This window comes from Ignavibacteriota bacterium (genome assembly GCA_016212665.1).
GTDB lineage: Bacteria > Bacteroidota > Ignavibacteria > UBA10030 > SZUA-254 > FW602-bin19.
Genome location: JACREZ010000006.1, coordinates 87,961 through 111,184, shown reverse-complemented (window position 1 = coordinate 111,184; position 23,224 = coordinate 87,961). Strand labels below are relative to the sequence as shown.

Here is a 23,224-nt window from a genome sequence, read left to right as displayed (position 1 = left end):
GAAATAAATGTTTGAAACCGGAAGCGACATACTGAAAACTTCAACCGGGCGAACACTTCGCTCGGAAGAAATGATTATCAACATGGGACCGCAACACCCGTCAACGCACGGTGTGCTACGGCTTGAGTTGGTGGTTGATGGAGAAATTGTAGTTGATGTAATTCCCCAACTCGGATATTTGCATCGCTGTTTCGAGAAACATTCGGAAGCGATGAACAACTATCAGCAAGTGATTCCCTATTGTGACCGGCTAGATTATCTCGCCTCAATGAATATGGATTGGGCGTACGCTCTAACCGCAGAAAAACTCCTGAACCTCCAGGTTCCGGAGCGAGTGGAATATATTCGCGTTATTATGGCGGAGTTGCAACGTATCGCTTCACACTTAGTTGCGCTTGGAACATACGGCCTGGACATCGGAGCGTTCACACCGTTCCTGTACATGTTCCGCGACCGGGAGTTAATTCTCGATTTGTTTGAAATGACATGTGGAGCGAGATTGCTTTACAATTATATTTGGGTTGGCGGTGTCTCACACGATTTACCCCCCAACTTCATTCAAAAAACAAAAGAATTCTGCACGTACTTCAAACCGCAAATCAAAGAATACAACGACCTTCTTACCTATAACGAAATTTTTATCAAGCGAACAGCAAACGTCGGTGTTCTTCCTGCTGATGTTGCAGTTTCGTACGCCTGTTCCGGTCCGATGCTTCGCGGTTCAGGTGTTGATTTCGATTTGAGACGTGATGACCCCTATGGAATTTACAATCGTTTTCAGTGGGATGTGTGTGTCGGCAAAGGCGAAGTCGGAACAATCGGTGATTGTTGGGATAGATATATCGTTCGCATGAGAGAGATGGAACAGAGTGTCAGGATTATCGAGCAAGCGCTTGAACAAATTTCCGAAGGCGATGTTATGTCGGCAATTCCGAAGCGTATCCGACCGAATGCCGGCGATTGTTATGTGAGAACAGAATCGCCGCGTGGTGAGATTGGTTTTTATCTTGTGAGCGATGGCTCCGGCACTCCGTATCGTGTGAAAGCGCGTTCACCGGCATTTGTCAATCTCAGCGTTTGCCCCGAAATTTGCCGCGGCTATATGATTGCCGATGTTGTGGCAATTCTCGGAAGCATTGATATTGTACTTGGAGAAGTGGACAGGTAACATGGACCAACTCTTAAAAAGTTTTCTCGACAACGAAATTTTAGTCTATACAATCATGGCATTCGTGCCGTTGTTGTGGATTGTTCCGTACGCGCTCTTTGCCGTTTATCTTGAGCGAAAAGTTTCAGCGCACATGCAAGACCGTCTCGGTCCGATGTACACCGGAGGATGGCATGGATGGGCGCAAACTATCGCCGACATTCTGAAACTCATTCAAAAAGAAGACATCGTTCCCGCGGCGGCTGATAAGAAGTTGCATTTACTCGCGCCGTATGTTGTCTTCATCGGTTCGTATGCGGCTTTTGCGACGATTCCTTTCAGCAGTGCCTACATTGGAAGCAACATCAACATCGGGTTGTTTTATGTTATTGCAGTTTCGTCGGTGGTAGTTGCAGGGTTGTTGATGGCGGGTTGGTCATCGAACAACAAGTGGTCGCTGTTCGGTGCGATGCGTTCAGCCGCGCAAATCATCAGTTATGAAATTCCAACGGCGATTGCAATTCTTGTCGTTGTGATGATTGCCGGTTCACTGAATCTGCAGGAAATCAATCAACAACAATCTGGCTGGTTCTGGAATTGGTTTGTCTTTAAATATCCGCCGTTCGTGTTTGTCGCATTCCTGATTTATTTTGTCGCATCGCTTGCTGAAACGAACCGCACGCCGTTCGATATTCCCGAAGCGGAATCCGAACTCGTCGCCGGTTACCACACGGAATACAGCGGAATGAAGTTCGCGCTCTTCTTCCTTGCTGAGTATGCGAACATGTTTGCCGTCTCGGCAATTGCCGCAACATTATTCTTCGGCGGATGGAACAGCCCGTTCGGAGATTTTCTCGGCGGACCGATTTGGGGCGTCTTTTGGTTTTTATCAAAAGGAATGTTCTTTATTTTTCTTCAGATGTGGTTACGATGGACCTTGCCCCGGCTTCGTGTTGACCAACTGATGTACGTCTCATGGAAAGTGTTAATCCCTTGGGCGTTTGTTTGTGTTGTTGGTGTTGGATTGTGGACGTTACTATGAACGAGATGCCAAGACCACTTCAAGTTCGAGCAATGCCAAATTATTATATTTGGTTAGCATACGATGATGGAACTCAAGGTGAAGTTAATCTTTCTCATCTTTCGGGGAAAGGTGTCTTTAACGCATGGCAAAAAGAAGTGGATTTTCAAAACGTCTATATTGACAAAGAAACAGATGCTATTGCTTGGAATGAAACTTTGGAATTGTGTCCGAATTCTCTTTACTTGAAAATAAAGGGGATGACGTTTGAAGAATGGAAAGAAGTGCAATTAGTTCATGCCACAGATTTCTAGATTTTTCGGAATAATTATAACAATGTATTACGATGACCATAACCCACCACATTTTCATGCAAGGTACGGTGAGTATACAGCAGAAATTGGTATTCGAGACTGCTCAGTTATTGAAGGCAATCTTCCGCCACGAGTGCTTGGGCTTGTAACGGAATGGGCTTCGTTACATCGAAATGCGTTAATCGAAAATTGGGAACGACTGAAGAAAGACCAAGAATTATTATCTATTGAGCCGTTAAAGTAGTATATGCAACAATATTTTCGCGACATCTTCGTTTCAGTTTGGACTATCTTGATAGGCATGAAAATTACGTTCATGCACATGTTCAAACCGACGGTAACGATTCAATATCCTGACGTGCGCCGACCAATTCCGGAACGCTCGCGCAATCGTCTCTATGTTAACATGGATGATTGCATAGGCTGTCTGCAATGCGACCTCGCCTGCCCGGTGAATTGCTTCGACATCGAAACAGTAAAATCGCTTCCTACAGAAGACCTTGGTACGACATCAACCGGGCAGAAGAAAAAATTGTGGGTAACGAAATTTACTATTGACATCGGCAAATGCTGTTACTGCGGGCTGTGCACGTATCCATGTCCGACCGAATGTATCAAGATGACAGACGTGTATGAGTTTTCTGAATACAAACGTCATGATTTGATTTACAATTACGTAACGCTCACGCAAGGTGAAATTGCCGATGTGAAAGCAAAAGCAGCAGAGATGGAAAAAGAAGCCGCGGCAAAGAAAGCCGCCGCCGCTGCAGCCGCGAAAGCCGCTCCGCCAGCAGGTGCAACTCCCGTTGCCGCAAAACCTGCAACTCCTGTTGCAACCGCCACCCCGAAACCTGTGACTACTCCAGTACCAACGCCTGTCGAAGTGAAAGCAGAAGCGCCAACTCCTCAACCAACTGAGACAAAAGCATAACATGTACGATCTGATTTTTTATTTCTTTGCAATCATTACGCTTGGTTCAGCCGCAATTGTTGTATTCTCGAAGAACATTATTTACTCGGCGTTCTCGCTCCTCTTCACGTTTTTTGGCGTTGCAGGAATTTATGTTCTGCTCAATGCAGATTTTCTCGCTGTAACTCAGTTGCTGATTTACGTTGGCGGCATTCTCGTTCTATTGTTGTTCGGAGTCATGTTGACAAACAAAGTTATTGATGTAGAACTGAAAACCGGAACGCTACAAACCGTTCCTGCTTCAATGATAGTTGCCGCAACTGCCGGAGTCTTGTGTGGCGTGTTTTACATTACCGATTGGCGGGTTCTCCCATCGTCAATGGAATTTGATGCAACAACTGCCGAACTTGGCAATATGTTCATGACAACATGGCTGTTGCCGTTTGAAATTGCCTCAGTTGTTCTCTTAGTTGCGCTCGTTGGTGCCGCGATGATTGCCCGAAAAGACAAGGCAGTGTAATAATAAATCTCAAAGCACAGAACACAAAACTCAAAACACGAAACTCAAAACACTTTGAATTGAAATGCAAGTTGGCTTAACACATTTTCTCATCGTCAGCGCGATTTTATTTTCGCTCGGATTGTACGGCGTGATTACGCGACGGAACGCAATCCTCGTTCTCATGGGTATCGAATTGATTTTGAACTCGGCGAACATCAACTTCATAGCGTTTTCAAAATACGGCGGGATGAAATTGGACGGACAAGCCGCCGCAGTTTTTGTGATAATTCTTGCCGCCGCGGAAGCCGCCGTTGCACTCGCTATTGTCCTGAACATTTATCAACGATTCAAAACGGTCAACGTTGATGAAATCAGTACGATGAAAGAATAACTTTCAACCGATTGTATTAGCATGAACGAACATTTATTAATCAATCTCTCACTTGCGATTCTGCTCTTGCCGATTGCAAGTTTTGTCATCCAAATTTTCTTTGGAAAGAAAATATCTTTCCTCAGCGATAAATTCGGAACAACGGTTCTGTTTGTTTGCCTTCTGTTTTCGGTTATCGTTCTCTATGGCAAACTACAAATCGAAGAACCGATTGTAACGACATTTCAATGGGTTGATTTTGGTAACGTACCGCTCATCGGTCCGCTCACCATGAATCTCGGATTTACGATTGACAATCTGTCGGCGATTATGCTGGTGGTGGTTACGCTTGTCAGCGCACTCGTGCATTTATTTTCCACTGGTTACATGCACGGAGATGTCCGGTACTCACGATATTTTGCCTATCTGAGTATCTTCACGTTTTCGATGCTCATCATTGTTCTCACGAGTAACTTCTTTTTGATGTATGTCGGCTGGGAACTCGTCGGGTTAAGTTCGTATTTGTTGATTGGACATTGGTACGAAAAGAAATCGGCATCGGATGCAGCAAAGAAGGCATTTGTTGTCAACCGTATCGGCGACATCGGAATGTTCACCGGCATCATGATTTTATACTACACATTCCACACCTTCGGCTTCAAAGAAATATTTGATGCAATCGGTTCAGGTCAAATTCCGATGGGGAGTGAAGCATGGCTGACTGCCGCAGGTGTTTTAATATTCTGCGGTGCGATTGGAAAATCGGCACAATTCCCGTTACATGTTTGGTTGCCTGATGCAATGGAAGGCCCGACGCCGGTCAGCGCACTTATCCACGCCGCAACGATGGTCGCCGCAGGAGTCTATCTCGTCGCACGAACATTTCCGATGATGACTGCCGATGCACTTACAGTCATTGCATACGTTGGCATGATTACGGCGTTCATCTCTGCAACAATTGCTATCGCACAGAACGACATCAAAAAAGTTCTTGCGTACTCGACTGTTTCGCAACTTGGCTTCATGGTTGTCGGACTTGGAGTCGGCGCATATACAGCGGGATTCTTTCATCTTGTAACGCACGCAATGTTCAAAGCAGGATTGTTTCTTGGTTCCGGCTCCGTCATCCATGCAATGCATCATGCCACGCACCACATGCACGACCACCACACCGACCCGCAAGACATGCGCTTCATGGGTGGATTGAAAGACAAGATGCCGATTACGTTCAAAGTGTTCCTAATTTTTACTGCGGCAATTGCAGGCGTTCCCTTGTTCTCCGGATTTTTGAGCAAAGATATGATTCTTGCCGGAACACTAGCGTTCGGTAAGACGACGGGTCACTGGCTCATTCCATTCGTGATGTTCTTTGTCGCAGGACTGACTGCGTTTTATATGATGCGCATGATATTTCTGACATTCTTCGGAAAGCATCAGGATAGTTACCGTATCGAACACATTCATGAATCACCGAAAGTGATGACGATACCGTTAATCGTTTTTGCAACGCTGAGTTTCTGGATTTTCTTTTCGTTCAATCCTTTGGATGGAGCAAGTGGTTGGCTTGCAAAAGCAGTTGAACGACCGGAATCAGTTGTTCCGGCATCAGCCGCAGCAATCGGTCCGCATGAGTTTGAAGAAGAGATGCACCACATGCATTATGTTGCGATGGGATTATCGCTTCTCGTCGCTGCTATCGGAATGTATGCCTCCTATCTGACATATTATCGAAAGAAAATTTCTGCAGATGCGGTTGCCGCGAAAATGCCCGGCTTACACAAGTTTCTCTACAACAAATGGTATTTCGATGAGTTGTACGGTTCCGTCGTCGTTGGTGGAACACTTGGCATTACAAAAGTCCTCAACTGGTTTGACAAAACAATCGTGGACGGAATGGTCAATGGTACGGCGACATGGACAAAAGCAGTCGTCTTCGGGTACCAACAAAACTGGAAAGAAAAACCAATCAACGCGAAAGTATTTATGTTTGGCGGATTGTTTGTCTCGGCAGTTGTTGCAACATACTCGTTCATCTGGTTGATGCCGGTTGATGCCGGATTTATGAATGCTGTCTGGTCCGGACTTGGAGCATTATGTGCAGGATTACTTACACTCTTTATGTTTTGGGGTGGAGCCGGCGGATTTGATAAGTTTGTCGTTGATGGAATGGTGAATGGCGTTGCATACCTCTCCGGATTCTTAGGAATTTTGTTGAGAAAAACTCAAACCGGAAAAGTTCAAACGTATATCATGCTTGCTCTTCTTGGTGTGATAATAATATTTTTTATGATGAAATAAGATGGGCGATATCATCATCAAATATCAAATTCGTTCTCATCCTGAGGAGAAACCGAAAAATGTTCGATGCTATTTCGATACCGGTTCTTCGCGGACATTTGTCAAACATTCGATAGCGTCGCATCTCGTCGGAACACGCGAACTGTCTCATCCGCGAGCGTTTTTTGGTTTCGGGAACGGAAGTTTTATAGCCACCGATATGATTGAGGTTGAGTTCAAGTTACTCAATCTTTGGGTCCCGCACCTCTGTTACGTAGTTCCGGATGAAACACTTGACCCCGATTACGATGTGCTTGTCGGGCATGATTTCATGCAAATTTATGATGTACATTTACTCTTAAAAGATAGAAAAGTGCTGATTCAAAAAAATGCTTTGAAGATGGCACTGCGTATTCGTTAATGATTTTTGATTCAAACAGGAAATAAGTCAACATGCAAATACTTGGTTTAGGAATTCTTTCTTGGATAACATTCTTGCCGGTCGTCGGCATGATTATCATCTTGCTTCTCCCGAAGGAACAGAAAAATGCAATGCGTTGGACAGCCGCGTTCGCCGCGGGATTGCAAGTGCTTCTTGCCGTCGTTATCTACATGACGTTCAATCGAAGCATGGCGGGTGTCAATACGCCGGAAGGATTTCAATTTGTCGAGAAAGCAAATTGGATAGACATTCAATCTGTTTCATGGTTTGGTCGGGTAAGCATTGATTATTTTCTCGGCATTGATGGCATTAGCGTGTTGATGGTGATACTCACGGCGCTCATTTCATTCGTCGCTGTGTTTGCCTCGTGGGGAATAGAAAAATCGGTGAAAGGGTACATGGCGCTCTTGCTTCTCCTCGATACAGGAATGATGGGCGTGTTTGTGTCGCTCGATTTCTTTCTCTTCTACATTTTCTGGGAAATCATGCTTCTCCCGATGTACTTCCTCATTGGTGTCTGGGGCGGACCGAGGAGGGAATATGCGGCGATAAAGTTTTTCCTTTATACATTATTCGGTAGCGTGTTGATGTTGCTCGCAATGTTGGCGCTCTTCTTCAGTGTCACTATGATTGACCCTGCAACCGGCGAAAAGATTCACACCTTTAACATGCTCGCAATGATGAATCCTGCCAATTTCGAACCGGGTTCAATTCTTGCAGGCGCTGGAACGTTTGCGCGGTATCTCGCCTATGTAGCGTTGTTCATCGGTTTTGCAATCAAAGTCCCCATTTTCCCGTTCCATACTTGGTTGCCCGATGCGCACGTCGAAGCGCCGACTGCTATCAGTGTTATTCTTGCAGGCGTATTGTTGAAGATGGGAACGTACGGAATTCTTCGAATCAGTTTCCCGATTTTTCCTGACGCTGCATTATACTTCCAAATACCGTTGGCGATTCTCGGATTCATTAACATTGTGTATGGAGCGCTCTGCGCAATGGCGCAGGAAGATTTCAAAAAATTGATTGCCTATTCAAGTATCAGTCACATGGGAATTGTTATTCTCGGCATGGCGGCGTTGAATACGCAAGGCGTTATTGGCGGAGTGATGCAAATGTTTAATCACGGAACGATTACCGCGATGCTCTTCTTGATTGTTGGCGTTCTCTACGACCGTGCGCATACACGCGGCTTGAATGAGTTCGGCGGCTTGATGAATCAGATGCCAAAATACTCCGGTATAATGGTGATTGCATTCTTTGCCGCACTTGGACTTCCTGGATTGAGCGGATTCATCAGCGAAGCATTTGCGTTCCTCGGCGCATTTCAATCTGAATCAATCAGAACGATTACCATCATCTCGACCGTCGGAATTGTTCTCACCGCGGCGTATATGCTCTGGACATTACAACGCTTGTTCCTCGGTTCGATACCGGAAAAATGGAAAACGCTTCCCGATATTAACGGGCGCGAATTATTCACGTTGATTCCGCTTGCAATCATCGTCATCTTCCTTGGTATCTATCCTGCTCCGATGATAAACTTAATGTCCACGTCAGTGAACGCTCTCGTTGATGTTATCAATAGAGGAGCGACCATGACAATGCTCGGACAATAATTTTTAATTTTTCATTTTGAATTTTTAATTGATACATGCTTCAGCAAATTATCGAAAGCGCGAAATTATTTCAGGCGGAAACTGCTCTCACTGTTACGTTCTGCGTTGCGTTGCTTGTTACTCTGTTTGATAAAAAAGGAACGCTCGTCGGAGGATTTTCATTTTGCGGACTTGCAATCACTGCGTTGTTCTTGGTGAAACAATCCTGTTTGGGCGAGGCATCGACCTTCCATAACATGTACGCTCTCGATGGATTTGCCGCATTTTTCAAGTTCATCATTCTCGGAAGCAGTTTATTCATCACACTCTTTTCGTTCCAATCGGGCGAACTTCTGAAATCGAAACGTGGACTTGGCGAATACTATGCTTTGTTGATTGCGATGACGCTCGGAATGTTTTTGATGGCGAGTTCGAGCAATCTCATCATGATGTATCTCGCACTGGAACTGACAAGCCTCAGTTCGTATATTCTTTCCGGCTTTACCAAAGAAGCGGATGATTCAAGTGAAGCATCACTCAAGTATGTCATTTATGGTGCGTTCTCTTCCGGGATGATGTTGTATGGTATCTCGATGATTTACGGATTGACCGGTTCACTTGATGTGTATGGAATTAATCAGGCATTGCAAGGCGGAACAGTGAGCAGTGTTGCTCTCTTCGTTGCGGGAATTCTCACGCTTGCCGGATTCGGTTACAAAATTTCCGCAGTACCGTTTCACTTCTGGACGCCAGATGTGTACGAAGGCGCGCCGATTACAATTACTGCATTTCTTTCCGTCGCTTCCAAAGCCGCGGGCTTTGCAATGATGATTCGCTTTTTCACCGTTGCATTCCTTGATGCAACAACCGGAAGCATTACGCTCGGAACATGGCAGGCATTGCAAGGATTTGATTGGTACAAACTCGTCGCAATTCTTTCCGTGCTGACGATGACGCTCGGAAATCTTGTTGCACTCTGGCAGACAAATCTTAAACGACTTCTTGCATACTCAAGCATCGCGCACGCAGGCTATATGCTTATGGGTGTTGTCGTGATGAGCAGTGACGGCATCGCATCCATCATGATTTACTTTGTCATCTATCTCTTCATGAACCTCGGAGCCTTTTATGCCATCATGCTCGTTGCCGATAAAATCGGGAGCGAGGACATGAACGATTACAAAGGTCTCGGTCATCGCACTCCATTGATTGGCATTGCGCTGACAATTTTTCTTCTCTCATTAACCGGTATTCCGCCGACAGCGGGATTCATTGGCAAGTTATATCTCTTTGCCGCGCTTGTCAATGCAAAATGGTTCTGGCTTGCCATCGTTGGCGTTCTCAACAGTGTTGTTTCGCTTTATTACTATGTAAAAGTACTGCGGAATATGTTCCTCCGGGAATCCACCGGCTCGAAAGAACCTATCAATTTTTCCCCGTTCCAGATTGCGATGTTGATGATTTTGCTCATTCCGACAGTTTTATTGGGAATTTACTTTACTCCGTTGGTTGAAGTGGCACAGGCATCTGTGAAGATGTTTGGCATACACTAAGAGTTTATCTCAAATCACATCGAAGAAAAAAAGAGAAAAATCTTCCTTTTTTTCCTTGACCTTCTAAGAAAAATTTTTTAGTTTTGGCGCGGGTCAAAACCCGAATAGTTAACAATGCCGAAACGAAATCCACCTCCAGCAGAAAAACATTCGCACCACACGCACAGCACGAAAGTGTTGGTCGTGCAGGAAGATTCACATCTTCTTGATTCGATTGCGCGTCGTCTCAGCGCCCACGGTTTTTCTGTTGATGTTTCAAAAGACGGGGAAGAAGGATACCAACTCGCTCTCACGAGAAAATATCCGATTGTTATCCTTGGAATTTTGTTACCAAAAAAAGATGGTTTGGCAATTATCCGGGATTTACGCCGTCACAAAATTGATTGTATGCTTCTTGTATTATCTTCAAAAAGTATGGTGGAAGATAGAGTAGAGGCGTTACATGCAGGCGCCGATGATTTCATGATGAAGCCGTTTGCGTTTGTTGAACTTCATGCGCGGGTTGAAGCGTTGCTGCGCCGTCATAAAATTGACCTCTCACCGATTCTCCGCGTGGCGGATGTTGAACTTGATACATTTACACGTATTGCGCGGAGAGCAAACAAAAATATTCGTCTTACCGAAAAAGAATTTCTTCTGCTGGAATATTTAATGCGGAATAAAAATCATGTCATGTCGCGCATTGATATTTCCAAACATGTGTGGGGATACGATTTTGTTCCCGAATCAAACATCATCGACGCGTACATCAAGCATCTCCGGAAAATTCTCGACAAAGGATATCCGAAGAGAATTATCTACACAATCCGCGGCGAAGGGTTTATGGTGAAGGAGGAATAATTACCGTGAATGAACCCGCTCAAAAATAATTCGAGCGCCTTCCAACGCAAGATTCGGATCGTGAATCGCGGTGATATGTTTGTTAAAGAGAGGAGTCAACAACGGGGCATACCCGCCGGTGGTAATAATATTATTTACCGTTAAATATTCCATACGAATGCGTCTTGCAAGTTCTACGCTCAACCCAACCATTCCTAAGACAACTCCCGATTGCATACAACTTTCAGTATCATTTCCCAACAGTGAGCGGGGCTTTTCTAATCTAATTAGCGGGAGAAGGGCGGTTTTCTCGCTTAATCCTTCTGCCATCATGGCGAGCCCCGGTGCAATTATTCCGCCGAGATATCCCTGTGTCGTTGACACAAGTTCGAATTTTGTTGCAGTTCCCCAATCAATGACGATTGTTTTTTGTTTATACTTTACCATAGCGGCTACGATATTACAAAATCTATCTGCGCCTAAAAGAGCAGGATTGTTATACTTAATAATCACGCCGACATTGAGGGTTGGTGTAATGACGAGCGGTTGCGTTCGGAATGTTTTGGTCAGAAGAGGTACAATGAGTTTGGTGAGACTTGGGATGACAGAAGCAATTGCAATCCCATCAATGGTAACATTGTTCGTTGCACACGTATCAATGAATTCTGTTATCGAATTATTTACCTCTGGTTTAGAAATTATCCGTGAAGTGTCAAAAACCATTTTATGCACCAGTACCTTAGCGGAGAACAACGCATACTTGATGGTCGAGTTACCAATATCCAGCACAAAAATCATGGTGTACCTTTCTTTGAAATTGTTACATCTCCCGCATAAACTTTCATCAACCCACTGTCAGTCCGAATGACCAACGCGCCATCATCAGCAATATCAGTTGCAATGCCTGTGAGTGTCGAGTTGTTTTGTTGAACGGAAATATGTTGTCCGAGCATTGTGCTATTCTTTTTCCAATCCTGTATGATGGCAGAATAATTTCCGGATTGAAACTGTTCATATCCTTTCTTCAATTCTTCAAACAGGACAGAAAGCAGATGAAGCCGGTCAATTGTTGTGTGCGTATGAAGCGATAACGATGTAGCCGTTGTTTGCAGTTCTTCCGGGAATTCCGTTTGATTGACATTGATGCCGATTCCGACAATCACACACGATGTTCCATTCGAGTCTTTCACAAGTTCAGAAAGGATGCCGCACACTTTTTTCCCGTCAAGGAGAACATCGTTGGGCCACTTGCAGGTTGTCGTCAATCCCGTCACCGATTTACTTGCTCTGACAACCGCTATTCCTGAAAGAAGCGAAAGCAAACCGAATTTCTCCGCGCCGTAGTTGGGTTTCAAGAGGAGGGAGAAGGTCAGGTTCATGTATTTTTGAGAAATCCACGAGCGGGAGAATCTTCCCCTGCCGGCGGTTTGTTCTTCGGCGAGAACAATTGTTCCTTCGTTCACATCATTGATAACGGATTTCAAATACGTGTTCGTTGAATCGACTGTATTGAGAAAAATAATATTGTTCAAGTGTCTGTATCGTAGATATTAATTTGCGTCAAATTAAAGAAGAAAAATGAGAAAGACAACTGAGTTTCAGGAAAATCGAGGATATCAAATGAGAAATTTGAAGCATGGTGAATAATGTTACTTTTCACAATTTTTTTCCAGATTTCTCTTGCAACTTTTCCAGAATTACACTATACTTAGGCACGTAAAGTAAGAAATGGAAGAAAGAAAAATAACAGCCCTTGTCGTTGATGATGACAGCAGTTTTCGAGTGTTAATCAAACACTTGCTTGAGTCGTACAACGCGCAACAGTTCGAAGTGCTTTCGGAAAGTAACGGAGAGTCTGCCCTCAATACGTTGAAGGCGAATCCGAACATCAATTTAGTGTTGATGGATTATTTACTGGGTGAAAATACCGGCATTGATATTCTCAAACGGTTCAGGGAAGAGAATATCACCGTACCGATTATTTTTCTGACGTCAAGCAGGGATTATCGAACGGCAGTCGAAGCATTTAAATACGGCGCAGTAGATTATCTTCTCAAAGATTCTGCTATGGGGATTTCTCTTCCGAAAACAATCTTGAAAGTATTAGAAAGCGCGGAAATCAAACGCCAACGGGAAGAGATTGAAAACCAGAATTTTCTTGCATTAAAGAAAGCAGAGGCGATTCGTGAACTTGTGGTGACTATGTGTCATGAGTTTAATAATCCGTTAGCAATCATAAAAATGAGTACGGCAAGTTTACAGCGTCAAAAATTTCCGGAAATGAATCAACCGTTAATTGATAAACTCAATGCGAAAGTACAACAATTAGAAGTACGGTTAAAGGTGTTGCGCGATGTAAATATCGAAGGTCATGTAGTCGAAAATCCGTAAACGGTATTCTTTTCCTGCGGTACATCAATGCCTTGTTCTTTTGCATATCTATTGAAGATTCTCTATATTTTGCCTGTATGAAAATATCAACTCACTTCATCGTTCTCATGGTTGGTGTCCGAAAAACGATTAAAGGTGAAGTGGGTGAATAGTAAGGTTTTAAAGTACGTCCCGATAATTTCGGGACATTTTTTTTCTATCTACAGGGCATGACAGTACGCGAAATCCACCAAATACTTGAACATCGGGCGCCAAAAGAATTATGCTGGCAAGGGGATAATGTAGGCTTGCAAGTTGGTTCTCCGAAACAGGAAGTGAAGAAAATTCTTCTTACACTCGATGTCACAGAAAAAGTAATTGCCGAGGCGAAGAAGAAACAGGCAAATCTTATTATCAGTCATCACCCGCTAATTTTTACTCCCCTTACATCCCTGACACCGGAACACCGAACTTCAAAATTGGTTCTGATGCTGGCGAAAGCAGATATTGCACTCATTTCCGTTCATACAAATTTAGATTTTACAAGTAACGGTGTAAGCATTGCGCTTGCGAAACGACTGGGACTGGAAAACATCAGGGTATTAGTTCCACAGAACGATGTGTTGAAAAAAATAACGGTGTTCGTTCCGGCAACTCATGTTGAGCCTGTTTTTCGGGCGATGTCGGATGCTGGCGCCGGCGCTATTGGAAATTATGATTCTTGTTCTTTTCAGATACAGGGGACAGGAACATTTCGAGGGCTTGACGGGTCGAAGCCGTTTATCGGTTCTACGGGGAAAACTGAACGTGTTGAAGAACTACGTGTAGAAATGGTAGCGTATTCTTGGAACGTGGCATCGGTGATACGGGCTATGAAAGCAACGCATCCGTATGAGGAAGTCGCGTATGATGTTCATGCACTTGAAAATGAGACACGATATTTTGGAACAGGCGCGATTGGAGATGTAAAGGTTCCTTTCAGGCTGGAAAAGTTTCTGCAACATGTTCAGAAAGAATTAGATGTTCCTGCATTACGATATTCAGGAAACTTACAATCAATAATACGGCGGGTTGCCGTATGCGGTGGAAGCGGTTCGCAACTCGTCTCTAGTGCAATTGCCGCCGGCGCCGATGCGTATGTAACCGCAGATGTGAAGTATCATACATTTCAGGAAGCAGAAGAACGGATTGCTTTGATTGATGCGGGACATTACGAAACCGAGGCTCCGATATTAGAATCGCTTGCCGCTTATTTGAAAGAAAAAAGTTTTACACGAAACGAACAACTACCGGTGACGATATCAAAGACGAACGTCAACCCGGTCAATTATTATAATTCCTAAGGAGAAATACGTTGGAAACACGATTAACACACTTATTTGCTTTACAACAAGTTGATTCTCAGTTGCAGGAAATTCATGAACTGAAAGGTGACCTTCCTCGCATCGTAGCAGAATTGCAAGGCACGTTAGATGGTTCATCGAAAAAACTGAAAGAGTTAACGGAACTTGTGATACAACTGAAAATCGAACGGGACAATACCGATGTCGAATTAATAAGTTGCACGGAAAAAATTGAAAAATATAAACAACAACAACTTCAGGTAAAATCCAATAAACAGTACGATGCGTTGTCGAGAGAAATTGAAACGATGGAATCGCAAATCGAACAAGCAAAGAGCAATTTGGAATCCTTCGAAGGGAAAATACAGGTTTCACAAGCGGATATGGAAATCCTTGGCAAAGAAATCGAAATTACTTCTGCCGAGTTGAGCGAGAAACAGGCGGAATTAGCCGAAGTGAACAAAGAACATGAAATTGAGGAAACCCGGCTTATCCATGAACGCGAAAAAGTTCTTTCCAAAATTAAGAAAGAAGATTTTGACAAATACGAACGAATCAAAAAAGCGAAGAAAGGAACTGCAGTTGTTGCAATCAAACGAAGCGCATGTGGCGGATGTTTTAACCGTGTTCCTCCCCAGAAGATATTAGAACTGCGCAACAATAATTATATCTACATGTGTGAACACTGTGGGCGAATCATCGTTTCTGATGATGTTGTAGAAAAAAGTACATTGTTAGCCTGAGGAGAACAACAAACCGTTCATGCAACGCTCGGTGTTTCAACATGAAGTCGTTTTGAATAAATAAAATTGTAGAGACGAGAGAACGTTTTTTGAAAAGAAGTTACTACGAACAATAATTATGCTTGCAATCGTGCAATCGTCCCGTCCCGCTACAAGGCGGAGCGGGGAGGAAAGTCCGAACTCCACAAGGTAAAGTACCTCCTAACAGAAGGGTATCCCGAATGCAAGTTCGGGGTAACGGAAAGTGTCACAGAAAATATACCGTCCCGTCATGTTCTTGGAACACGACGGGATAAGGGTGAAAAGGCGAGGTAAGAGCTCACCTTCCCGGCAGTAATGTCTGGAGCGACAAACCCTACTTGGAGCAAAACCAAATAAGTCGCATGTTTGAATTGCCTGTTTCAGTTCCTGAGAAATCGGGACCATGCGGCGGGTAGGTTGCTAGATCCCGATTGTGAAATCGGGACAAGAGAAATGATTGCAGTCCCGATACTTGTTTTGCAGGTATCGGGAAACAGAATTCGGCTTACAGATTGCAAGCAATAATTTATCTCATCTACTTTTTGTCGTTGATGAAAAGCAGATTGAATTAATACTAATGAATGTGAAAACGCCCGAACAGGGCAAGGAAAAAAACTGAATGATTAAAAAAGAATACCGGTGGTTACACTCATCAGGAGATGCGTCTATCATCGAACAACTAACGAGGGAAATTAATATTCCTGAATCGCTTGCTTCTGTTTTGATGAACAGAGGCATAACGAGTTATGCGCAAGCACGGGAATTTTTCCGTCCGAAAATAGAAGACCTCCACGACCCGTTCTTAATGGATGGAATGGAAGCCGCTGTTCAAAGAATACTGAAAGCGGTAGAGAAGAAAGAACGAGTTTTAGTGTTCGGAGACTATGACGTTGACGGAACAAATGCCGCTTCGATGATGACATTGTTTCTTCGTGAACTCGGACTTGAAACGACGTATCATATTCCTGATAGAATTGTCGAAGGATATGGCATTTCAAAATTGGGAATTGATAAAGCCGCACAGCAATCGGTGACGCTTATGATTGCCGTTGATTGCGGCATTACCGCAATACAGCAAGTTGAATATGCCGGTTCGCTCGGAATCGAAGTAATTATATGCGACCATCATGAACCGATTGAACAAATTCCCAACGCAGTGGCTGTCCTAGACCCTCTGAAGCCGAGTTGTCAATATCCGTTCAAACATTTGTGCGGCGCAGGCGTTGCGTTCAAAGTCATTCAGGCAATCTGCAAACGGCGCGGTAATGAGAACGCTGCATTTTCCTATCTTGATTTTGTTACGTTGGCAACTGCCGCAGATATTGTTCCGTTGGTCGGTGAAAACAGAATCCTGACAAAAATCGGGTTAACACAACTGAATGAAAACCCGAGAATCGGAATACGGGCGCTGATAGAATCTTCAGGAACACAACTTGGAAAAATCAATACAGGGCAGATTGTGTTTGTCCTCGCGCCGCGAATCAATGCGGTAGGAAGAATGGGGGATGCAACCCGTGCTGTGAATCTACTCACTTCAACAAATGCCGCCGAGGCAATTCAAATTGCACGCGTGTTGGAAGAAGAAAACAGAAATCGCCGCAAGTTGGATGAAGACACATTTCTGCAGGCGCAAACTCTTGCCGAACAAATTCATAATGTAAATCAAGACCCGGTAATTGTGTTGCATCATAATGAATGGCATCCGGGAGTTATCGGAATTGTTGCTTCGCGACTTGTCGAAAAATATTATCGTCCGACTATTATGTTGACAACTGTTGACGGTTTTGCAAAAGGTTCTGCTCGGAGTATTGTCGGGTTCGATATTTACCGGGCATTGAAGAAGGTTGAAGATAAACTTGTTCAGTTCGGCGGACATAAATATGCCGCCGGTTTGATTGTTGCTCTCGACCGTGTGGATGAATTCCGTAAAGCATTTACTGAAGCGGTGAATGAGTTACTCCCGGAAGAAATCCGTACACCGGAAATCAGGATTGATTCAAATATTGCTTTGACAGATATTACACCACGCTTCCTGAAAATACTGAAAGAGTTTGCTCCGTTCGGACCCGGAAACATGAGACCGATTTTTCATACTTCCAAAGTAAATTTGGCTGGTGAACCAAGGATTGTCGGGAATGAACATCTTCGTTTCCGTGTGAAACAGGACAAGCATGTGTTCGATACAATCGGATTCGGTTTAGGTTCAAAGATGGAGAGTGTGAAGAGAAACGGAAGCGGATTGGATATCGTTTTCTCCGTAGATGAATATGAGAAAGTTATTCCCGGTTCCGATTCAACAATGGTCGAAACATTTCCTCAATTAAAAATAAAAGATTTGAAAATCAACCATGAAGTGAGTTGAAAATGTCGGGTCACAATAAATGGGCAAAGATAAAGCGAAAAAAGGGAGCGAACGATGCGAAGCGGGGAAAAATGTTCACACGCTTCATCAAAGAAATCACCATTGCCGCACGTGATGGCGGCGGAAATCCAACCGGCAACCCGCGGTTGAGAATGGCGATTGAAAAAGCGCAGAGTATGAATATGCCGCAGGAAAATATCAAGCGCGCCATTCAGCGCGGCACAGGAGAACTTCCGGGACAATCGTACGAAGAGTGTGTGTACGAAGGATACGGTCCGGGCGGTGTAGCGCTAATTATTGAATCGGTTACGGACAATAAAAACAGAACTGTCTCAGACCTTCGTCATATCCTTGAAAAGAATCATGGCAAACTTGCCGCGGCGAACGCAGTGGGGTGGATGTTTCACAAAAAAGGAATTATTCGGGTTGGTCGAACCACATATAACGAAGACGAATTACTTGGAATCATCCTCGAAGCAGGCGCCGACGACATGCGAACGGATGAAGAGACGTATGAAATTGTTACAGCGCCGGAACAATTTGAAACAGTACGCTCAACGCTTGAATCAAAAGGAATTAAAATTGAGGAAGGGGAAGTGCAATTGATTCCTGAAAACTCTGTGAGGGTGGAAGGAAAAGAGGCAGAACAAGTCCTCAAACTTATGGATGCACTTGAAGACCACGATGATGTTCAACACGTCTATGCTAACTTTGACATGGATGAAAAACTGATGGCATCGCTTAGTGAATAGTTAATTGGTGAATAGTGATTTGAGATTGTAACATGACGAGACAATATCAACTTTCTACTATGAAGAAGTACACACACTGCAACTATTTACAAGTTACCACTCACCACTCACTAATTAACTAATCACCATTTAACAAAACCATGACAATTCTCGGTGTTGACCCCGGCACACTGACAACAGGGTATGGAGTGATTGAAATATCAAGAGGTACAACAAAAGTAATCAAGTGCGACGCGATAAAAAATGACAGTACCGACCCGATGCCGCAACGTCTCAAACGAATTTTTGAAACTCTTTCAGAAGTGATGGATGACTTTGAACCGGATATCGTCGCAATCGAGACAGCGTTTTATGGAAAGAATGCACAATCGGCGTTGAAACTCGGGCATGCGCGTGGCGTCATCATGCTTGCCGCAGTAGAACGAGATATTCCGACACATGAATATTCTCCGAGAGAAATTAAGAAAGCGCTTGTCGGGCATGGTAACGCATCAAAACAGCAAGTTCATTATATGATTACATCAATCCTGAATTTGAAAAAACTCCCCAAGGGGTTCGATACCACTGATGCTCTTGCTGTGGCGATGTGTCATCTCCAACGTTCTCTCCAACCGACACAAAAATATACAAGTTGGAAATCATTCCTGACTGAACACCCTGATAAAATTTCACAACCACAGCAGATGAGAAAACGATGATTGCATTTCTCAAAGGAATACTTGCATCAAAGTCACCCACGGAAATTATTGTTGATGTAAACGGCGTCGGTTATCATGCTCTGATTCCTCTCTCAACATTCGAACAACTTCCGGAGAACAATTCGCCCGTAGAAATGTTAACGTACCTGCATGTCCGTGAAGACATCATGCAATTGTACGGATTTGCCACAGAAGATGAACGTGATTTCTTTCGATTGTTGATGTCGGTGAGCGGCATCGGACCGAAGATGGCGCAAGGAATTCTTTCGGGAATGTCCACTTCGGAACTCCGCTCTGCAATCACTGATGGCAACATCACTTCACTCACTTCAATCTCCGGTGTGGGAAAAAAAACAGCGGAACGCATAGTCATTGAATTACGGGACAAACTTTCAAAATCAGCCGCGCCAAGTTCGACAGTCATTCCTTCAGGGAGACAATTACACATTCGGAATGAAGCCGTGAATGCGCTGATGTCGCTCGGCTTTCAAAAATCAAATGCCGAAAAATCTGTTGCACTGGTAATGAAAGAACTCCACGAACAACATCTTTCAGTAGAAGAAATAATCAAGCACGCACTTCGCACTGCGGGTTAATTAGTTAGTTAGTGATTCGTTAATGAGTGATTAGTGAATGACTATATCTGAATCCTTGAAACACCCAATACGCCTTAGGCGAATGTAAACCAGTAACCAGTAACCTGCAACCTCGAACCACTAACCGGTAACCTCGAACCGTCAACCGCCAACCTTCAACAGTCAACAAAAGGGATTGATTGCTTATCACCCTGAATCTCTTTACATTTGACGCAAATGAAAAGAAAATCCGACCATACAACTCCCGAACTATTAGAAAACGAAGTAGAGTTTGACCAGAAACTTCGTCCGATTCAATTCTCCGATTTTGTCGGACAGGGAAAGGTTGTTGACAATCTCAAAATATTTATCGCTGCGGCAAAGAAGCGAGGTGAAAGTCTTGACCACGTTCTGCTTACAGGTCCACCGGGGCTTGGAAAGACAACGCTTTCGTACATCATCGCAAACGAAATGGGTGTGAATGTCAAAGTTACATCCGGTCCCGCGCTTGATAAACCATATAACCTTGCAGGCATTCTCACCAACCTCAGTCAGGGCGATGTATTATTCATTGATGAAATCCATCGCCTCAATCCGCTTGTTGAAGAATATCTTTACTCGGCGATGGAGGATTTTAAGATTGACATTGTGATAGATAGCGGACCGAATGCGAGAAGCGTACAACTTAATCTCCCTCGATTTACGCTTGTCGGGGCAACAACACGCGCGGGCTTGCTCACCGCGCCACTCCGTTCCCGTTTTGGGGTGACGAATCGCTTGGATTATTATCCGGCAGAAGAACTTGCGACGATTATCAAACGCTCTGCAAATATTCTTAACGTAAAGATTGAAAAGGAAGGTTCATCAGAAATTTCGAGACGTTCGCGTGGTACGCCGCGTATTGCAAATCGTCTGTTGAAACGTTGCCGCGATTTTGCACAGGTCGAAGTGAAACTAGCTCACTTCAACGGTGTCATCACAAAAGAAGTTGCCGACTATGCTCTGCAAAAACTTGAAGTTGACGACCATGGTTTAGACGATATGGACAAACGAATTTTAATCACCATGATTGAAAAATATCAGGGCGGACCGGTTGGATTGAACACACTCTCCGTCGCAGTCGGTGAAGAACCGGGAACGATAGAAGAAGTGTACGAGCCGTATTTAATACAGGAAGGATTTTTAACACGAACACCGAGAGGGAGGGAAGTGACGGAGATGGCGTATAAACATTTTAGTCTCTCAAAGAAAACCGTTTCCTCGATCCAAGAACAATTATTCTCCAAATGACGACTGACAAATGACCAATTACAAAGCCATAAGAACACTCAAGTTTCAACTTCCCAACGGCTCCGACTTATATGAAAGCCTGACTGAAATTGTACAGCGAGAAAGTATCAGACTCGGTCGAATCTCCGGCATTGGTGCAACGACTCACGCTGTTGTTGCTTACTACGACCAACACACGAAGAAATATAACCCGCTTGAATTCTCCGGTGGAATGGAAATCCTCAGTCTCAACGGAAATGTCAGTCTCCGTGATGGAAAACCATTTGTACATGTTCACATTCTTCTCGGCGATGCAGAAGGAAAGGTATTCGGTGGACATCTGCTTCCCGGTACAAAACTCTTTGCCTGCGAAGTAACGATTGATGAGTTTGAAGGAGAAGAATTGGTACGCGGGTTTGATGAGGGGACGGGGTTGTATTTATGGAAGTCATGAAAACTTTAGTAGATTGTTTAGAAATGGAAAAATTATGCCGTTAGATAAAGACCTCCAATCCATCCAAGAAATGCGCGAACTTGTGCAAAAAGCAAAGCAGGCGCAAATCGAATTTCGTGCGTACGACCAAACCCGTGTTGACCGAATCGTGAAAGCAATGGTTGATGCCGGCTTCGAAGCGGCGGAACGACTCGGCAGACTTGCGCATGAAGAAACCGGTTTCGGGAAACCGGAAGACAAGAAAAAGAAAAACGAATTCGGCACGCGGCGCGTTTGGGAATCCATCAAAGATTTGAAAACTGTCGGTGTCATTCGTGAAGATAAGGAAAAGCGCATCATCGAAGTTGCAGAACCGATGGGTGTTGTCGCCGCGCTAATTCCTTCGACCAACCCGACATCAACCGTGATGTTCAAAGCAATCATTTCGGTTAAAGGACGGAATGCGATTGTTGCAAGTCCACACCCGAAAGCCACGAAGTGTACGCTCGAAGCGATGAATGTTATTGCACAGGCAGCAGTTGCCGCAGGCGCGCCGCAAGGATTGATGGCGTGTCTCCCTACTCCGACTCTTGAAGCAACACAAGCGCTGATGAAACACAAACTCGTTTCTGTCATTCTTGCGACGGGAAGCAACGACATGGTGAAGCAGGCATACAGTGCAGGCAAGCCGGCGTATGGCGTGGGCGCGGGAAACGTTCCGGCGTACATTGAGAAGTCGGCAAACATCAAAAAAGCAGTAGCGGATATTGTTACAGGAAAAGTGTTTGACCTTGGTGTTCTTTGTTCGACAGAGGCATCGGTGATTGTTGATTCTTCCATCAAGCAACTTGTGATTGATGAATTCAAACGACACAAATGCTATTTTGTGGAAGGTGATGAGAAAGAAAAATTAGCACGCACAATGTTTGACCCGCGTGGAGCAATCAACCCGGCGATGGTTGGAAAACCAGCAACATACATTGCACACAATGCGGGTATCTCCGTTCCTGCTGATACACAAGTTCTGATTGCAGAACAAATCGGTGTTGGAAGAGAATATCCGCTTTCGCGTGAGAAACTTTCACCCGTACTTTCATTCTACACTGTTGATAACTGGCGCGAAGGATGCGAGCGGTGTATCGAGTTGCTTGAGTTCGGCGGAATGGGACACACGATGGTGATTCACTCTATGGACGAAGACATCATCATGAAGTTTGCGTTGGAAAAACCGGCGAACAGAATTCTCGTCAATACGGTCGGCGCGCTTGGAGCGGTTGGTTATACGAACGAGTTGCTTCCCTCAATGACGCTTGGTCCCGGGACATTCGGCGGCTCTATTATTTCGGAAAATGTTTCTGCGAAGCATCTTATTAACATCAAACGTTTGGCGTTCGAAACTCGCTCACTCAATTCATCAGCCACGACTGAATACAAAGAAACTCAACCGATTCAAACAGAAAAAGAATCAAAACCGACTGTAAAACCTCAATCCGTTGTTTCTTCACCAATTCATGCTTCATCCAAATCTTGGATGGAAGAGATTGAGGAACGCATTCGATTGAAAGCAGGAAATCTTCCTGCGAAGAAAGAACAACCGAAACCTCAACCTGTAGTAACCGCAACGACACAATCAGGTGGAACACTTGGCAGTGGAATTTCGGAGGAAGATGTTGACCGGATTATCAAAGAATTTTCAAAGAGATAATTG

Annotated in this window: 24 protein-coding genes and 1 other RNA gene; 23 read left to right on the top strand and 2 right to left on the bottom strand. The window is 44.3% G+C overall.

Annotated features, from left to right (window positions below; genetic code table 11):
* Window positions 1–7: 7 nt before the first annotated feature.
* The 12 genes from HY960_02325 (at window position 8) to HY960_02270 (ending at window position 10,971) form a co-directional block, all read left to right on the top strand.
* A complete protein-coding gene (locus HY960_02325) occupies window positions 8–1,168 on the top strand; it encodes an NADH-quinone oxidoreductase subunit D (protein MBI5214568.1) in 1,161 nt (386 codons plus the stop codon).
* Window positions 1,113–2,189, top strand: coding sequence for an NADH-quinone oxidoreductase subunit NuoH (gene nuoH / locus HY960_02320; protein MBI5214567.1), 1,077 nt, complete (start codon window positions 1,113–1,115; stop codon window positions 2,187–2,189). Before HY960_02325 ends, nuoH begins: the two co-directional genes overlap by 56 nt.
* Window positions 2,190–2,194: 5 nt before the next feature.
* Window positions 2,195–2,482 (top strand): DUF2442 domain-containing protein, encoded by a 288-nt coding sequence (locus tag HY960_02315; GenBank protein MBI5214566.1) that lies wholly within the window; start codon window positions 2,195–2,197, stop codon window positions 2,480–2,482.
* The gene (locus HY960_02310) at window positions 2,466–2,726 is read left to right on the top strand and encodes a DUF4160 domain-containing protein (protein ID MBI5214565.1); all 261 of its coding nucleotides are present in this window, start codon (window positions 2,466–2,468) and stop codon (window positions 2,724–2,726) included. The genes HY960_02315 and HY960_02310 overlap by 17 nt, the downstream gene beginning before the upstream one ends.
* A gap of 3 nt (window positions 2,727–2,729) precedes the next feature.
* Complete coding sequence (locus HY960_02305) at window positions 2,730–3,413, top strand: NADH-quinone oxidoreductase subunit I (GenBank protein MBI5214564.1); 684 nt, start codon at window positions 2,730–2,732, stop codon at window positions 3,411–3,413.
* Window position 3,414: 1 nt separating this feature from the next.
* Complete coding sequence (locus HY960_02300; protein MBI5214563.1) at window positions 3,415–3,912, top strand: NADH-quinone oxidoreductase subunit J; 498 nt, start codon at window positions 3,415–3,417, stop codon at window positions 3,910–3,912.
* 64 nt (window positions 3,913–3,976) lie between these two features.
* On the top strand, window positions 3,977–4,285 hold the full coding sequence (nuoK, locus tag HY960_02295) for an NADH-quinone oxidoreductase subunit NuoK (GenBank protein MBI5214562.1): 309 nt from the start codon (window positions 3,977–3,979) through the stop codon (window positions 4,283–4,285).
* Between the two features lie 21 nt (window positions 4,286–4,306).
* Window positions 4,307–6,562 carry an NADH-quinone oxidoreductase subunit L gene (nuoL, locus tag HY960_02290; GenBank protein MBI5214561.1) on the top strand — a complete coding sequence of 752 codons (2,256 nt, stop codon included), beginning with the start codon at window positions 4,307–4,309 and terminating at the stop codon, window positions 6,560–6,562.
* A gap of 1 nt (window position 6,563) precedes the next feature.
* Window positions 6,564–6,962: a retroviral-like aspartic protease gene (locus HY960_02285; protein MBI5214560.1), complete on the top strand. Its 399-nt coding sequence runs from the start codon at window positions 6,564–6,566 to the stop codon at window positions 6,960–6,962.
* 53 nt (window positions 6,963–7,015) lie between these two features.
* The gene (locus tag HY960_02280) at window positions 7,016–8,599 is read left to right on the top strand and encodes an NADH-quinone oxidoreductase subunit M (GenBank protein ID MBI5214559.1); all 1,584 of its coding nucleotides are present in this window, start codon (window positions 7,016–7,018) and stop codon (window positions 8,597–8,599) included.
* Between the two features lie 35 nt (window positions 8,600–8,634).
* Window positions 8,635–10,131, top strand: a complete 1,497-nt coding sequence (locus HY960_02275; protein MBI5214558.1) for an NADH-quinone oxidoreductase subunit N — start codon at window positions 8,635–8,637, stop codon at window positions 10,129–10,131.
* A 114-nt stretch (window positions 10,132–10,245) separates the two neighbouring features.
* The gene (locus HY960_02270; GenBank protein ID MBI5214557.1) at window positions 10,246–10,971 is read left to right on the top strand and encodes a response regulator transcription factor; all 726 of its coding nucleotides are present in this window, start codon (window positions 10,246–10,248) and stop codon (window positions 10,969–10,971) included.
* On the opposite strand, the gene HY960_02265 is transcribed toward HY960_02270, so the two are convergent.
* Both HY960_02265 and HY960_02260 read right to left on the bottom strand, forming a co-directional pair.
* Entirely contained in the window at window positions 10,972–11,748 is a 777-nt protein-coding gene (locus tag HY960_02265) for a type III pantothenate kinase (protein ID MBI5214556.1), read from the bottom strand.
* Window positions 11,745–12,434, bottom strand: a complete 690-nt coding sequence (locus tag HY960_02260) for a biotin--[acetyl-CoA-carboxylase] ligase (GenBank protein MBI5214555.1) — start codon at window positions 12,432–12,434, stop codon at window positions 11,745–11,747. Before HY960_02260 ends, HY960_02265 begins: the two co-directional genes overlap by 4 nt.
* Window positions 12,435–12,678: 244 nt before the next feature.
* Between HY960_02260 and HY960_02255 the strand changes: the two genes are divergently transcribed.
* From HY960_02255 to HY960_02205, 11 genes are all read left to right on the top strand, one after another.
* On the top strand, window positions 12,679–13,341 hold the full coding sequence (locus HY960_02255) for a response regulator (GenBank protein ID MBI5214554.1): 663 nt from the start codon (window positions 12,679–12,681) through the stop codon (window positions 13,339–13,341).
* Window positions 13,342–13,550: 209 nt separating this feature from the next.
* Complete coding sequence (locus tag HY960_02250; GenBank protein MBI5214553.1) at window positions 13,551–14,663, top strand: Nif3-like dinuclear metal center hexameric protein; 1,113 nt, start codon at window positions 13,551–13,553, stop codon at window positions 14,661–14,663.
* Between the two features lie 11 nt (window positions 14,664–14,674).
* Window positions 14,675–15,406, top strand: a complete 732-nt coding sequence (locus HY960_02245; GenBank protein MBI5214552.1) for a hypothetical protein — start codon at window positions 14,675–14,677, stop codon at window positions 15,404–15,406.
* Between the two features lie 120 nt (window positions 15,407–15,526).
* Window positions 15,527–15,951: RNase P RNA component class A (gene rnpB, locus HY960_02240), an RNA gene on the top strand.
* A 95-nt stretch (window positions 15,952–16,046) separates the two neighbouring features.
* Window positions 16,047–17,789, top strand: a complete 1,743-nt coding sequence (recJ, locus tag HY960_02235; GenBank protein MBI5214551.1) for a single-stranded-DNA-specific exonuclease RecJ — start codon at window positions 16,047–16,049, stop codon at window positions 17,787–17,789.
* A gap of 2 nt (window positions 17,790–17,791) precedes the next feature.
* On the top strand, window positions 17,792–18,541 hold the full coding sequence (locus HY960_02230) for a YebC/PmpR family DNA-binding transcriptional regulator (GenBank protein ID MBI5214550.1): 750 nt from the start codon (window positions 17,792–17,794) through the stop codon (window positions 18,539–18,541).
* Between the two features lie 140 nt (window positions 18,542–18,681).
* On the top strand, window positions 18,682–19,239 hold the full coding sequence (gene ruvC / locus HY960_02225; protein MBI5214549.1) for a crossover junction endodeoxyribonuclease RuvC: 558 nt from the start codon (window positions 18,682–18,684) through the stop codon (window positions 19,237–19,239).
* The gene (gene ruvA / locus HY960_02220) at window positions 19,236–19,835 is read left to right on the top strand and encodes a Holliday junction branch migration protein RuvA (GenBank protein MBI5214548.1); all 600 of its coding nucleotides are present in this window, start codon (window positions 19,236–19,238) and stop codon (window positions 19,833–19,835) included. The genes ruvC and ruvA overlap by 4 nt, the downstream gene beginning before the upstream one ends.
* Before the next feature lie 216 nt (window positions 19,836–20,051).
* Window positions 20,052–21,104, top strand: coding sequence for a Holliday junction branch migration DNA helicase RuvB (gene ruvB / locus HY960_02215; GenBank protein ID MBI5214547.1), 1,053 nt, complete (start codon window positions 20,052–20,054; stop codon window positions 21,102–21,104).
* A 10-nt stretch (window positions 21,105–21,114) separates the two neighbouring features.
* Window positions 21,115–21,537, top strand: coding sequence for a DNA-binding protein (locus tag HY960_02210; protein ID MBI5214546.1), 423 nt, complete (start codon window positions 21,115–21,117; stop codon window positions 21,535–21,537).
* A gap of 34 nt (window positions 21,538–21,571) precedes the next feature.
* A complete protein-coding gene (locus HY960_02205) occupies window positions 21,572–23,221 on the top strand; it encodes an acetaldehyde dehydrogenase (acetylating) (protein ID MBI5214545.1) in 1,650 nt (549 codons plus the stop codon).
* The last annotated feature ends 3 nt before the right edge of the window (window positions 23,222–23,224 follow it).